Here is a 13,779-nt window from a genome sequence, read left to right on the forward strand (position 1 = left end):
TCGTGTGTCTCGGAATTCCCGGCCGGGTGGTGCGCATGCTGGAGGGCTACGGCAACCAACTCGCGCTCGTCGACGTCGTCGGCGAACAGCGCAAGGTGAACGTCGGCATGCTGCCCGAGGACGTCAGCCTGGAACCGGGCGACTGGATCGTCATCCACATGGGATTCGCGATGGAGAAGGTGGACGAGGCAGGCGCCGAAAAGGCGATGGCGGGGCTGGAGATGATGGGACGCTCGCGGACGGCGGACGAAGACTAGCTCTGCGTTCCGGCGTGGCGGGGGTCCGGCGGTCCGGCGACGAAGTCGCGCGCCCGATTCCAGCGGGCGTGGTAACGCTCCCCGAACCGTGCCTGGGAGCGTGCCAGCCGGCGCGGTCGGGTGCCGTAGCGGCGCACTGCCCACCAGGAATCGGGTTTGGCCAGGCGAATCGCGCCGACGATCGCGACGGGCTGGAACACGATCCCCACGATCCCCGTGACGAACTTGCCCTTGAGCAGGCAGATCAACGAGATGCCGAGTGAGATGAGCAGATAGCCGATCGACGTCCACCACTGGGCGGTGCCGATCTGCCCGCTCACGAGTTCGGCGCCCCCGATCATCAGACCGGTGATCATGAGCGCGCAGAAGATCGCGTCCACCGACTTTCGTCCGGACGTGCTCCAGTACACGTCGTCGAGGTGTACCCACAGAGCGAACTCGTCGAAAGTCAGTGCGAGACCGACCCCGAACAGCGCGGCGAAGACGTTGAGCGCCGTGCCCTCCGGGGTGGTCGCGATCAGTGCTAGCCCCGCCAGCGTCATGAACAGGATCCCGAAAACCTGGTGGTGCAGGTGCACCCCGCCGACGGTGATGTCACCGATCAGACCGCCCCCCGAGTCCGCGGCGTCGTCCGTGGGCTCCGCTCCCGTTTGCGAGCGAATACGGCGGGTGATGATCCGGGTGACCACGAACGTCACCAGAACCGCGATGAACAGCCACATCACGGGATACAGGACCACTATCCGGCTGTCGCCTTCGGTGTCCACGACGATTTCGGCGAGAAGGGCCATCTCGACACTCCGTCAGGTGGGGGAAATCGATCTCTATCCGGGTATACACCCCGACCGCGGACCGCAAACGACGTTCCGCCCACCGACTTCCTGCCGGACCTCGTCACGCCGGGAGACCGGCCAAAGGGCGGTGGCCGAAGGTCGTGCCGGTGGCGGTCAGCAGGCGGGTGGGGTCGTACCAGTGGTCGCGGCCGATCAGATCGAGGTGCCGTTCGGTGAGGCCGTGCCGGGTTCCGGCGGTGACGGCGTCGTCGAAGGTGAGTGAGCTGCCCGGCAGTCGGAGGCGGCCGGAGTCCGCGAGTGCCCGGCCGAGTTCGCGGGCGGTGACAGGGTCGGGATGGCAGGCGTGGAAGACGTCGCCGGAATGTGCCGGGGCCTGCGCGGCGAGGGTCGCGAGAATCCGGGCGAGGTCGGTCACCGCGACGACCGAGATCCGGGACCGCCCCTCGTCCACCCAGGCGCCCAGCGTCTCGAGGATCCGGATGAATCCGGGGACGAACCAGCGGTCGCCGGGCCCGTGGACGAATCCCGGCCGGACGACGCAGCCGCCCGATGCGAGGACGCGGTGTTCGGCGGTCAGCCTGCTCGCGCTCAGCGCCGAAACGGGTGCGGGCGTGGTGTCGAACTCACCGATACCGCTGTGCGGTCCGGCACCGTACACGCCGATGCTGCTGACGTAGAGCACCCGGCGGATACCGTTCCGCGCCGCGGCGGCAAGGAGATTCTCGGTGCCGTCGACGTTCACCGCGATGCAGTGCGCCGCGTCGCTGCCGGTGTAGGAGGCGGTGTGGATCACGACGTCGGCGCCGGTGAGCGCCCTGCGGAGGCTCACCGGATCGGTCAGATCCGCCTGCGCGGACGGCACGCCCGGAATGTCCTGGTCCGACGGTCTGCGCGCGACCGCGGTGCACGCAATCCCGGCCGATACGAGGGCCCGCACGGTGGCGGACCCGATGAAGCCCGTCGCTCCCACGACCGCGACACGTACCGGCGCGGAGGGTGTTCGACCACGCTCGCTCGCGGTCGACGCTGGTACCGTCTCTCCGGGCAATGGGCGCGTGTTCCGTGCTTTCATCGTCATCGTTCTTCTCTCGTGCGGCAGGGAAAGGTGTGAACGTGGTTCAGCAGGCGCGTGCTGCGGCGACTCGACAGCAGATCGTCCGCGGGGCGGCGGAGATGTTCGAGAAGTCGGGTTTCGAAGGAGCCAGACTCGGCAACATCGTCGAGAACGCCGGAATCACGAAGGGGGCCTTGTACTTCCATTTCCGTTCGAAAGAGGATCTGGCGCGTTTCATCATCGGTGAGCAACACCGGATCTCCATCGCGTCGGTCGAGGCGATCGGCCGTGAGCAGGTGTCGGCGATCGAGCAGATCGTGATGCTGTGCCACGAAATGGCCCGGCAGATCGTGAACGACCCGATTGTGCGAGCCGGTATCCGGATCACCCTCGAACTCAGTGCCGACGACCAGGGCCCCGCGGATCCCTATCTCGACTGGATCAACAGTTGCGAGATGCTCGCCACTCGGGCCGTCGAGCAGGGGGATCTCCGCGCGGACATCGACCCGCCGAGGCTGGCGCGGTTCGTCATCGGCGCCTTCACCGGCGTCCAGACCGTCTCCCAGGTGTTGACGCAGCGCACGGACCTCGAGCAACGCGTCGACGACATGTGGGGGTTCCTGCTCCCCGGGATCATGCCCGCGACCCGGCATCAGGACATCGCCCGTATCCGCCGGGCCCGCTGGGTACCGGACGACGCCGACTAGCCGCCCGCACATGCGCTCACCGCGGTAGGTGCGAGCGCCCCGGTTCCGCGCACGACCGCCACACCGCCCTGCCGTATCGACCCGCTGATGGACAACGCGCCGTCGTCCATTACGTCCAGCCGGATCGTGGTCCGTTCGTCGAGTTCGGCGAAACGGTGGAACGTGGCGCCCAGGGACGCGAGGTGCGCGTCCGGCAGGCCGAGTCGGGCGCAGGCCGCCTGCCGCATCGCCTCGAGCAGCAGCATTCCGGGAATGTGATCGCACGGATGGTCGAACAGCACGGGGTGCGTGTGGTCGATCCGCAACTCCCACTCGTTCTCGGAGCGTCGCGGGCCGAGGACCACGTGCGCGTCGTCGACGTGACCGACCAGCGCAGCCGGGGCGGGAGTCGGGCACCACGGCGCGTCGATCGCCCGCGGGCCGCGCTCACCCCACCGGGCGCGTGAGTATGCGGCCGGAGGGAAAACTACCGCGTGACCCGTCGCGGAGCCGGCATCCTGTCCGGCGATCCGGAACCGCAGGTCGACGTGGAACGCGGACAGCGCCCCGCCGCGGTACACGTGCTGGGACACGGTGACCTCGACGACCACATCCGCGGCCGCCGCACCCACCGCGAGCGCGCCGGGTACCGCATGCACCTCGAGGTGCTGCATGACGAACCGGTTCGGCAGGGGGACGGAGAAGCGGGTGTGTCCCAGGTAGATGGCGGTCTGCCGGAGCGTTTCCGCCAGCAGCATGGTGTCGTAGTGCCCGTCTCGGGCGCGGTAGAAGCCGTGCAGGCGGGGCCACTGCGCGGCGACGACGAACCGATCCGGCGCAGGCAGCGAGACGCAGTCGGTGAGGAAGACCTCGGCCACGGATTGGCGGTGCACGTACCTGCGGGGCACGGTCCGCTCGAACGACATCGGAGGAAGGGCATCGGGTACCGGACGGGAAATTCGCGCCACAACCCCATCTCCCCACAGAACCGGTCGGCCCGATGCCGCGGACCGCCCGAACTATAGAACACAGACCGCGCGGTCTGTGATGTGGGGAGTGCGTTGCTACCGGCCCTTCAAGCTGCCGATTCGAAGCGATCCGGGGTTGTCGTCCTCGTCGAGGTCCTCTTCGATCTCGCGGACGTACTCCTTCGGGTCCTTGTCCGAGGTGTCCACCTCCGACACGGTGCGGTGAACGAGGAAGTATTCGGCGAACCGCCGCCCGAGCGACTCGCGAAGATCATCCGGTGCGGTCCGGAAATCGGCCAGGCCCTTCCGTTCCTCCTCGGCCATGTGTTCGTCGTTGGCCCGGCGCGTCCGGCCGACTGCCGCCCACCACTCCTCGGAGAGGACGGGGTTCCCCGCCGCCGCCCGGACGCCGTCGCGGATGTCGTTGTGGTCCCCGATCGCGTCGAGGGTCTCGGCTTCCGCCTCCGCGTCCTCGCCGACACGAAGGAGTTGGGGATAGAAGATTTCCTCTTCCGCTGCAGCGTGCAGATCCAGGCGTTTCGCCAACGGCGTCCACACCGCCTCCACGGCCGTGATCTCCACCCGGCGCCGGGACTTCAATTCGTCCAGTGCGGCGAACTGCCGCCGGAACCACTCGTGGTCGTCGAAAATCAACTCGATGATGTCGGGCATGATTCGATCCATCTTTGCATCAGTCAGGCGGCTTCGCCGCCCGTGCGCCTTTTTGGTAGCGCGAACAACCAAAAAGGCGCACGGGCGCGGAGCGCCTGTCAGTCCCCGGTCGCGGCTTTGAGATGCGCGGCGGAGGCCGCCTTGAGATGGGTGAGATCCGACGCGACGGTCGCGAACGTGTATCCCTCCGCGAGTCGGCGGGCTGCTACCGACCCGTCGGGGGTGTGGATGCCCGCCGCGATGCCCGCCGCTGCGGCGGCCTCCCGGACCCGGGTCACGGCCGCCTCGAACTCGTCGTCGACGCTCGGATCGTTCGGGTGCGCGCCACCCACGGCGAGGCGCAGGTCGGACGGCCCCACGTAGACGCCGTCGAGTCCGGGGACGGCGCAGATCTCCTCCACGTTCGCCAGCCCCTGCGGGGTTTCGATCATCACGACGACGACCGTGTCGCGGTTGGCATCCGACGGGGTCGGGCCGATCCGCAGTTGCGAGCGCATCGGCCCGTACGAGCGCACGCCGGCGGGCGGGTAGGTTGCGGCAGCAACGGCGCGGGCAGCTTCCTCTGCCGTGTTCACCAGCGGAACGATCACTCCCGCCGCGCCGGCGTCGAGTGCCCGGCCGATCGGTGTTGGGTCGTTCGACTCGACCCGGATCATGCCGACCGTGGAACCGGAGGCATCGATGGCGGTGAGCCCCGCGACCATGCCGGAGTATCCGATCAGGCCGTGCTGGAGGTCGAGGGCGATGTAGTCCCAGCCGACGTGGGCGAGCCACTCCGTCGACACCGGGCTGTCGATCACGGACCAATAGCCGACGATCCGTTCCCGGCCGCGGAGTCGGGCGGCGAATTCCTGGGCGCTCATGAGGGCGATTTCTCCTAGCGGTTGTAGTTGGGCATGGGTCCGCGCAGGGCGCTGCCCACTTCGTCGCACGCGTCGATCAGTTCGTCGTCGAGTGTGCCCTTCGCGACAGCGGCGATGTTCGACTGCAGGTGCGCGACCTTGGATCCCCCGAGGAGGATCGGCCCCGCCGCCGGCTTGGACACCAGCCAGCGCAGAGCGAGTTCGGTGAGCGGGATCCCGGCCTTGTCGGCGATCACGGACAACTGGGTGATCGCATCGAAGATCGCGGTGTTCCAGTACCGCTCCTTGTACATCTGTGCCAACCGCGAATCACCGAAGCGGCCATCGGCCGGCTTCGTGTCGTACGAGTGCCGTCCGGTGAGGAGACCGCCGCCGAGCGGGTTGTAGACCATCGTGATCAGTCCGGTGACTGCGGCGAATTCGACGTACTCCTCCTCGATCCGCCGGGCCAGCAGGTTGTAGAGCTGCTGGGCGACGATCGGGCGGGGTGCGCCGACGGCGTCGGCGGTGTGGTTCAGTTCGGCGATCTGCCAGGCCGCGAAGTTGGAGACACCGAGGGCGCGGATCTTGCCCTCCGACACGAGTTCGGCGACGGTGGAGAGGGTGTCGGCGAGGGGTGTGGCCCGGTCGGGCTGATGGAGATAGAACAGATCGACGTAGTCGGTGTCCAGTCTCTTCAGGCTCGCCTCGACGCTCGCCCGGAGGCCCGCGGGGGACAGCGGTGAGTGGTCGCCCGCGTCGGGGTGCGGCATTCCCGCCTTGGTGGCGAGGGTGATTCGGTCGCGGCGCGTGCCGAGCAGTCGGGCGAGGAGGCGTTCGGACTCTCCGCCGGCGTAGCCGTTGGCGGTGTCGATGTGGGTGATGCCGGCGTCGAGCGCGGCGTCGACCATCGCGGCGGCACCGTCGAAGTCGACGGTGTCGCCGAACGTCATCGTGCCGAGAACGAGTGAGGTCAGGTCGAGTTCGGGCATCAAGCTACTCCTCGGGATGCGGTGCGGGAAACGTCGGCCGCGCCGGGTGAACGCGAGACGAGGTGGCGGGGTTTGATCCCGACCATGGTGGTGGGGTCGAGCGCGGCGGCGCGCAGGGCCTGGGTGTACGGCTTGGCGGGACGTTCGAGAACGTCGGTGGTGGAACCGCTTTCGACCACCTGTCCGCGGGACATGACGATCACGGTGTCGCTGATCTCGCGGACGACGCCGAGGTTGTGGGAGATGAAGACGTAGGTCAGGCCGGTGTCGTGCTGGATCTCGCGGAGCAGATCGAGCACCTGAGCCTGCACCGACACGTCCAGTGCGCTGGTGGCCTCGTCGCACACGAGGAGTTCCGGTCCGCTCGCCAGGGCCCGGGCAATGCCGATGCGTTGCCGCTGACCTCCCGAGAATTCGGCGGGGCGGCGATGAAGCGCCGTGGCGGGCAGGCCGACGCGGTCGATCAGCTCCGCGGCTCTGCGCGCCCGCTCGGACTTGCTCCGGACGCCCTGCAGGCGGAGCGGTTCGCCGACGATGTCGACGGCCGTCAGGTGCGGGTCCAGTGAGCCGTACGGGTCCTGGAACACCATCTGCACGCGAGACCGAAAGGGCCGCAGCGCCTTCTCCGACAGCTGCGCGATGTCGGCACCGTCGACGAGGATCCGGCCGGAGGTGGGGGTGAGCAGCCGGACGATCGATTTCGCGATAGTCGATTTCCCGCACCCCGACTCACCGACGACGGCGAGGGTCGCGCCCTTGTCCACCGAGAAGCTGACGGTGTCGACGGCGCGGAACACACCGTCGGGGACCGGGTATTCGACGACGAGGTCCTCGACGGACAGCAGAGGGGCATTCATGTCGACGCTCCTACGGTCGTGGTGAAGTCGCCGAGCCGCGGCACGGCGTCGAGCAGTTTCTTGGTGTAGGCGCTGCGAGGATGGAGAACGAGATCCTCGGCTCCGCCGTTCTCGACGAACCGGCCGTCCTTCATGACGTAGATCCGGTCCGACATCAAGCGGGCGACGCCGAGATCGTGAGTGATGACGAGCATTCCGACGCCGGTGCGCTCCTGGAGTTCGAGCAGCAGGTCGAGGATGCTCGCCTGCACGGTCACGTCGAGGGCGCTGGTGGGTTCGTCGGCGACGATCAGTTCGGGACCCGACGCGAGCGAGCAGGCGATCAGCACACGCTGCAGCATTCCACCGGACAACTGGTGCGGATACTTCCCGAGTTGTCCCGCCGGATTCTGGATCCGTACCTGCTCGAGCAGTTCCACGGCCCGCGCGGTTTCCTTCGACCTTCCGGTGATGCCGCTGTGGCGCACCGCCTCCCGCAGCTGGGATCCGACGGTGTGCACCGGGCTCAGCGCCGTCATCGGGTCCTGCGGGATCAGGGCGATGTGCCGGCCCCGGACCTTCGCGAGCGCCTTCGGCTTCCCGAGGATGTCGCAGTCCTTGAACCGCACCGCGCCGGAGAGGACGGCGAGGTCGTCGGGCAGCAGACCGAGGAGGCCCATCGCCGTGGTCGATTTTCCCGACCCCGATTCGCCGATGATCGTCACCGTTTCGCCGGCGTCGATGCTGAACGACACGCCGTCCACTGCGCGGATGACGCCCCGGGCGGTGATGAGTTCGATCTGCAGTTCGTCGACTCGCAGCAGATTCGTCATGTCACGCAATTCCCTTCCACGCCCGGAGTCGCTGTAGTACACCCGGTTGCAGTCGCAGCGACTTCGGCCGATCCCGGAGCCCGTCGCCGAGCAGGTTGACACCGACGACGAGCAGCACGATGACGAGGCCGGGGAGTGTCACCAGCCACCACGAGGTGGTGATGTAGTCCTGCCCGTCGGAGATGATCCGGCCCCAGGTGGCGAATGGACGTTGCGGTCCGGCACCGAGGTAGCTCAGCGCGCTCTCGAGGAGCACGGCCTGCGCGAGCAGCAGCAGCACGACGAGGGACGCCTGCTTGATGATGTTGGGGACGATGTGGCGGAGCAGGATGGCGGTGCGTCCGAGTCCGAGCACGCGGGATGCCGCGATATACGGTTTCTCGCGTTCGACGAGGACGAGTGAGCGGGTCAGCCGGGCGATCTCCGGCCACTGGGCAATGGCGATGACGAACGTGATGACCGGGATCGACGGGCCGAACAGGGCGACGACGAGTAGCAGCATCATGAGGAGCGGCAGCGACAGCTGGGCTTCGAGGAGACGGCTGACAACGGTGTCGGCCCAGCCGCCGAGGTAGCCGGCGAGTGCGCCGAGGCACAGGCCGATCAGTCCGGACACGACCACCGCGAGAATTCCGACGGTGAGCGATACCTGCCCGCCGTAGAGGACGCGGGAGAGGAGGTCGCGGCCGAGTTGGTCGGTGCCGAACAGGTGCCCGGGTGTCAGCGGTGGCAGCCGGCGCTGGGTGAGGTCGGTGGCGTCCGGAGACGGCAGGGGCAGTAATTGTGCGCAGGCGACCGGCAGAATGACGGCCAGGGCGCAGATGCTGCCGATCCAGATCTTCACCCGGCTGTCGCGAGCGACTCGGGTGGCACCGGCCCGGGCGATGTCGCGGCGGGTGACCGTGGACGGGCGCGCGTGCGCCGGGGGATCGACGATGGTGGTCATTTACTCGTTCCCTTTCCGAGTCGGACGCGCGGGTCGAGGAGCGGATAGCAGAGGTCGACGAGAAGCTGGACGAGAACGGCGAGTACTGCGGTCACCAGGACGGTGGCCTGGATGAGGGGGTAGTCCCTCGTCTCGAGTGCCCGTACGACCAGCGATCCGACGCCGGGCCACGCGAAGACGACCTCGACCACGACGACACCGTTGAGCATGGATGCGAACCGGGTGCCGAGAGCGGTCAGCACGGGGATCGCGGAGTTCCGCAGCGCGTACCGCCAGATGAGCTCCCGCTCCGGGACACCCCGCGAGCGGGCCACTGTCATGTACGGCGAGGAGAACGCGCCGACCATCTCGCGGCGGACCATGCGGGAGATCAGGGCAATCTGCAGGACGGCCACGGTCACGGTGGGCAACACCAGGCTGGACCAGGTCGTGAATCCGGCCGCGGGAAAAATCGGGATCAGGACAGCGAACACGGTGATGAGCATCAGCCCGGTCCAGAAGTCGGGCATGGACTGGCCGGCGATCGTGACGACGTTGGCGCCGAGTTCGCGCCTCGTGTCGGCGCGGCGCGCCATCCACACGCCCAGCGGGATGGCCACCAGCGTGGTGAGCACGATCGCCGCGACGGACAGGGTGATCGTGTATGGCAGCCGGGCGAGGACGACGTCGAAGGCGGGTGCCTGGAACGAGTACGAGGTGCCGAGATCGAGGTGGAGAAGGCCGCGGAGATACAGCAGGTACTGGGTGAACACGGACTGGTCGAGGCCCATGTCCGCCCTGATCCGGGCGAGGTCCTCGGTGCTGGCCAGCGGCCCGGCCATCGAGTAGGCGGGATCGCCGGGCGCCATCCGGATGAGGACGAACACGGTGGTCAGCGTCAGGAAGACGGCCAGCGCGCTCTGTCCGAGGCGTTTGACGACGTAGCGGGGCATGGCCGCCGTCAGCACCCTCGGGGCGCGGGAGGTCCGGGTCCGGCGGGGAGCCGATGATGCCGAGTCCGGGGGCTGGGCTGCAAGCGCCGTGTCGGCGGCGTGCTGCGTCATGAGGTCACCGGCCGTTCGGGGTCTGCGTGAGGGGTCATCGTCGACCTTTCGATAACGCCGGCGATGGAGGTGTCGACACCGCGGCGTGTCGGGTACAGCAGCTTCGTTTGTAACTCAGCTCACAATCGCACTAATGCGCGTTGTGCGCAAGTCCCGCTCGCCATCTTGCGCATCTCAAGCAACTCTGAGTAGAGTTTGGATGTGCCGGCGATCACATCGCCTGGTGGGCAACCGCCTCGCGCCGTGCCTGATCGCTGCGCCCCACACCCATAGTCCCGAGAGGTCGACGATGACCAATTCTCTTTTCGAACAGCGTTTTTCGAGGAGAACGCTGCTCAGGTCGGGTCTCCTGCTCGGCGCCGGCCTCACGCTCGGTTCCGCAGCGGGCTGCGCGACGCCGACCGGAACACCCGGACCGAGGACCGTGAGCCTGGCCCTGAACCGATCGCTCGTGAGCCTCGACAACAAGCTGAACCAGTTCGATGCCGCACTGACGGTGCAGCGGGGGGTGCGGCAAGCCCTCACCGAAATCGACCGCGACCTGCGGCCCCGGCTCGTTCTGGCCGACCGGTTCGAACTCGTCGCACCCACCCAGTGGTACGTGCACCTGCGGCCCGGCATCCGCTATTCGGACGGAACGCCGGTGCGGGTGCAGGACGTCGCGACGGCCCTGCAGATGTACAGCCAGGTCGACGGATCCTTCGTCGGCGGATTCTTTCCCGAGTGGCCCACGGTCGACCAGATCGACGACACCAGCTTCACCCTCAACACCGAACGTCCCGTCCCCGTGCTCGACTACCTCATGTCGAACATTCTCGTCACCCCGGCGGCCGCGAACCTTCCCGAGGAACTGCAGTCCGGTGTGGGAACCGGACCGTATGTCGTGACCGAAAGCGACCGCGGCACCGGCAACTACACACTGGTGCGCAACGAGAACTACTGGGGAACGCCGGCGCAGATCGAATCGGTGCGCGTCCGCTTCGTGCCGGACGAGTCGAACCGCGTCGTGACGTTGCGGAGCGGCGAGGTCGACGTCATCGACTCCATCACCCCGGACGCGGCGGACCAACTCGCCGGACTGTCGGGTGTCTCGATCGACCGGATCGACGGCGTGCGACTGAATCAACTCTTCTTCAATTTCCGGAAGCCGCAGGGGCATCCGCTGGCCGACGCGCGGGTGCGCAGGGCCCTGACCTACGCGATCGACGGGCGAGCCCTCGTCGACCAGGTTCTCCAGGGCTCCGCCACCCAGTCGCGCGGGGTCATTCCCCTCACCCTCGACGGCGCTGTCGAGACCGGCGAATACAGCTACGACCCGGCGCGTGCCCGCGGCGAACTCGACGGCCTCGGGGTCCGCGACCTGGAGCTGAAGATCATCTGGGAGACAGGCGAGTTCGCCGCCGACACCGACATCATGGAATCGGTGCTGCAGATGCTGTCCGCGGTCGGTGTGCGAACCACCCTGCAGCAGTTCGAACCCGGCGGCGACATCTCGCAGTGGCGTCAGGGCAAGGCCGGCGACTGGGACGTCCTCGGCAACGGCTTCCCGAGCCCGACCGGTCTGGCCCTGACCATCATGCAGGGCATGTACGCCGGCACCGCGGAGAAGGAAGCGACCCGGGACACCTACCACGGGTATATCTTTCCCGAGATCACCCAGACCATCACCCAGGCCTCCGAGGAGGCCGACGCCACCCGGCGCGGCGAACTTCTCGCGGATGCGCAACGCCGGATCTGGGACACGTGCCCGTGTCTGTGGTCGTTCGTCCCGAAAGCGGTCCTCGCGCGCCGCTCGCGGATCGACGGTGTCGCGTTGCGGCCCACGAATTCCTACGACCTGAGTGTCGCGGCGCTGCATGCCTAGACGTGACGCGACCGCCGCCGTCGACAACCCGCCCGCCACCATCCACGCACTGGAGACGCAGATGACCACACCGAGTCCCGCAACCGATACCCGGCTCACCGACGGCGTCCTACGTGACGTCGCCGAGGCGGGTCGACGCGACGCTCTGCTCCCCGCGCCGCAGGTGCAGAATCACGCGGCCAATCTCACGGTCCTGCCCGACGGGTCCCTCGGGTGCGTGTGGTTCGCAGGCACCCAGGAGGGTGTGCCGGACATCAGCGTCTGGTTCTCCCGGCTCGCCCCGGGCGTGGGCGTGTGGTCCGGGCCGGTGCAGCTGTCCGATGATCCGACGCGGTCGGAGCAGAATCCCGTTCTGCACGTGACGAAGACGGGCGCCGTGTGGTTGCTGTGGACGTCCCAGCACGCCGGCAACCAGGACACGGCGCGGGTCATGCGGCGCATCTCCGCCGACGGCGGCCGGACGTGGGGCGAGGCGCACATCCTGCTGCCGGAGACCGACGCCGGCGGCGTGTTCGTGCGGCAACCGGTCATCGCACTCCCCACCGGGCGGCTCCTGCTGCCCGTGTTCCACTGCGTCCGCATCGAGGGCCGCAAATGGGTGGGCGATCGCGACTACAGCAGCGTGATGATCTCCGACGACGGCGAGTCCTGGCGGGAGGTGGTCGTGCCGGGCAGCGTCGGCTGTGTGCACATGAACATCGGACGCCTCTCCAACGGCACCCTCGTCGCCCTCTACCGCAGCCGCTGGGCGGACTCGATCTACCGCAGCGTCTCGACGGACGACGGCGACACCTGGACCGAGCCGGAGGCCACCGAACTGCCCAACAATAATTCGTCCATCCAGTTCGTCGTGCTGTCCGACGACCGGCTCGCCCTGGTGTTCAACGAGTCCAGCGCCGTGAACGCCACCGCGCGGCGGACGTCCCTGTACGACGAGATCGACGACGACGGACTCGCCGACGCACCGCCCGCGGCGGCGGACGCGGAACCGGAACCACTCGACGACGGCGACAGCCGCAGCGCGTTCTGGGGTGCCCCCCGCGCGCCGATGACGCTGGCGATGTCCGAGGACGGTGGCCGGACGTGGCCGCATCGCCGCGACATCGAGGTCGGCGACGGCTACTGCCTGTCCAACAACTCCCGCGACGGCCTGAACCGTGAGTACTCGTACCCCAGCATCACCGCCGGGAACGACGGTCACCTGCACGTGGCGTTCACCCGGTTCCGTCAGGCGATCGAGTACGTCGAACTCGAGGCGGGCTGGATTGCCGACGGGGGCCGGTCGTGACGGGGGATGCGAAGCGGGCGGTCGTGACCGGGGTCAGCTCCGGCATCGGCGCCGCCACCGCCCGCCGGCTTCTGGACGACGGGTGGTCGGTCACCGGATTCAGCAGGCGGGATCCCGGCATCGATCACGATCGGTTCGCCCGGGTTGCCGTCGATCTCGGTGATCTCGACGCGTTGTCCGCGGAGGCGACGGCGGTCGGTCCGGTGGACGCCGTCATCCATGCGGCCGGACTGCAGTCCTCGGCGCCCCTGGGGAAACTCCGGGTGGAGGACGGCCTGGACATGTGGCGTATCCACGTCGCGGCCGCCGAGGTCCTCGTCAACGGGCTCGTGCCGTCGATGCGCGACGGTGGCCGGGTGGTCCTGGTCGGGAGCCGCACGATGTCCGGGGCGGCGGGCAAGAGTCAGTACGCCGCCACCAAGTCGGCCCTCGTGGGGATGTCGCGGTCCTGGGCCGCCGAGTTGGTGCACCGGGCGATCACGGTCAACGTGGTCGCGCCGGGGCCGACGGACACCCCGATGCTGAACGATCCGGCACGCACGTCGACGCCCCCGAAGCTTCCGCCGCTCGGCCGTTTCATCGCGCCGGAGGAGGTGGCGGGGCTGATCGGCTTCCTCGTCGGACCGCTCGGCGGGAGCATCACGGGTCAGGCGATCGTGCAGTGCGCGGGGGCTTCACTGTGAACATGCTGCGCGCAACGCGCA

General features: G+C 68.2%; 15 protein-coding genes. 5 read left to right on the forward strand and 10 right to left on the reverse strand.

The window, feature by feature from the left end; translation table 11 throughout:
- The first annotated feature begins 2 nt into the window (after positions 1–2).
- Complete coding sequence (locus tag CJ179_RS24630; protein ID WP_072938967.1) at positions 3–257, forward strand: HypC/HybG/HupF family hydrogenase formation chaperone; 255 nt, start codon at positions 3–5, stop codon at positions 255–257.
- Here the strand turns inward: CJ179_RS24630 and CJ179_RS24635 are convergent.
- Together CJ179_RS24635 and CJ179_RS24640 are read right to left on the reverse strand one after the other, a co-directional pair.
- Complete coding sequence (locus CJ179_RS24635) at positions 254–1,048, reverse strand: hypothetical protein (RefSeq protein WP_072938965.1); 795 nt, start codon at positions 1,046–1,048, stop codon at positions 254–256. The genes CJ179_RS24630 and CJ179_RS24635 overlap by 4 nt on opposite strands.
- Positions 1,049–1,151: 103 nt before the next feature.
- Positions 1,152–2,129 (reverse strand): NAD(P)-dependent oxidoreductase, encoded by a 978-nt coding sequence (locus tag CJ179_RS24640; RefSeq protein ID WP_095863176.1) that lies wholly within the window; start codon positions 2,127–2,129, stop codon positions 1,152–1,154.
- A 35-nt stretch (positions 2,130–2,164) separates the two neighbouring features.
- On the opposite strand from CJ179_RS24640, the gene CJ179_RS24645 reads away from it, so the two are divergent.
- Positions 2,165–2,812 (forward strand): ScbR family autoregulator-binding transcription factor, encoded by a 648-nt coding sequence (locus CJ179_RS24645; RefSeq protein ID WP_095863606.1) that lies wholly within the window; start codon positions 2,165–2,167, stop codon positions 2,810–2,812.
- Here CJ179_RS24645 and CJ179_RS24650 read toward each other — a convergent pair.
- From CJ179_RS24650 to CJ179_RS24685, 8 genes are all read right to left on the reverse strand, one after another.
- Positions 2,809–3,759, reverse strand: coding sequence for a ScbA/BarX family gamma-butyrolactone biosynthesis protein (locus CJ179_RS24650; protein ID WP_095863177.1), 951 nt, complete (start codon positions 3,757–3,759; stop codon positions 2,809–2,811). The genes CJ179_RS24645 and CJ179_RS24650 overlap by 4 nt on opposite strands.
- 96 nt (positions 3,760–3,855) lie before the next feature.
- A complete protein-coding gene (locus CJ179_RS24655) occupies positions 3,856–4,431 on the reverse strand; it encodes a hemerythrin domain-containing protein (protein WP_095863178.1) in 576 nt (191 codons plus the stop codon).
- 98 nt (positions 4,432–4,529) lie between these two features.
- Entirely contained in the window at positions 4,530–5,294 is a 765-nt protein-coding gene (locus tag CJ179_RS24660; RefSeq protein WP_095863179.1) for an HpcH/HpaI aldolase/citrate lyase family protein, read from the reverse strand.
- 14 nt (positions 5,295–5,308) lie between these two features.
- The gene (locus tag CJ179_RS24665) at positions 5,309–6,265 is read right to left on the reverse strand and encodes an aldo/keto reductase (RefSeq protein ID WP_095863180.1); all 957 of its coding nucleotides are present in this window, start codon (positions 6,263–6,265) and stop codon (positions 5,309–5,311) included.
- Complete coding sequence (locus CJ179_RS24670) at positions 6,265–7,122, reverse strand: ATP-binding cassette domain-containing protein (protein WP_095863181.1); 858 nt, start codon at positions 7,120–7,122, stop codon at positions 6,265–6,267. The genes CJ179_RS24665 and CJ179_RS24670 overlap by 1 nt, the downstream gene beginning before the upstream one ends.
- The gene (locus CJ179_RS24675; RefSeq protein WP_095863182.1) at positions 7,119–7,934 is read right to left on the reverse strand and encodes an ABC transporter ATP-binding protein; all 816 of its coding nucleotides are present in this window, start codon (positions 7,932–7,934) and stop codon (positions 7,119–7,121) included. The genes CJ179_RS24670 and CJ179_RS24675 overlap by 4 nt, the downstream gene beginning before the upstream one ends.
- Before the next feature lies 1 nt (position 7,935).
- A complete protein-coding gene (locus tag CJ179_RS24680) occupies positions 7,936–8,880 on the reverse strand; it encodes an ABC transporter permease (RefSeq protein WP_095863183.1) in 945 nt (314 codons plus the stop codon).
- Positions 8,877–9,812, reverse strand: coding sequence for an ABC transporter permease (locus CJ179_RS24685; RefSeq protein ID WP_072938939.1), 936 nt, complete (start codon positions 9,810–9,812; stop codon positions 8,877–8,879). The genes CJ179_RS24680 and CJ179_RS24685 overlap by 4 nt, the downstream gene beginning before the upstream one ends.
- Before the next feature lie 400 nt (positions 9,813–10,212).
- Here CJ179_RS24685 and CJ179_RS24690 point away from each other — a divergent pair, with 400 nt between their 5' ends.
- Genes CJ179_RS24690 through CJ179_RS24700 form a run of 3 tightly spaced genes read left to right on the forward strand, consistent with a single transcriptional unit; the run spans position 10,213 to position 13,758 of the window.
- The gene (locus tag CJ179_RS24690; RefSeq protein ID WP_095863184.1) at positions 10,213–11,787 is read left to right on the forward strand and encodes an ABC transporter substrate-binding protein; all 1,575 of its coding nucleotides are present in this window, start codon (positions 10,213–10,215) and stop codon (positions 11,785–11,787) included.
- A complete protein-coding gene (locus tag CJ179_RS24695) occupies positions 11,780–13,075 on the forward strand; it encodes an exo-alpha-sialidase (RefSeq protein ID WP_257015752.1) in 1,296 nt (431 codons plus the stop codon). The genes CJ179_RS24690 and CJ179_RS24695 overlap by 8 nt, the downstream gene beginning before the upstream one ends.
- Complete coding sequence (locus tag CJ179_RS24700; RefSeq protein WP_072938933.1) at positions 13,072–13,758, forward strand: SDR family NAD(P)-dependent oxidoreductase; 687 nt, start codon at positions 13,072–13,074, stop codon at positions 13,756–13,758. The genes CJ179_RS24695 and CJ179_RS24700 overlap by 4 nt, the downstream gene beginning before the upstream one ends.
- Positions 13,759–13,779 lie beyond the last annotated feature (21 nt).

It is taken from the genome of Rhodococcus sp. ACS1, from assembly GCF_002300155.1.
In the GTDB taxonomy this organism is placed as follows: Bacteria; Actinomycetota; Actinomycetes; order Mycobacteriales; family Mycobacteriaceae; genus Rhodococcus_F; species Rhodococcus_F koreensis.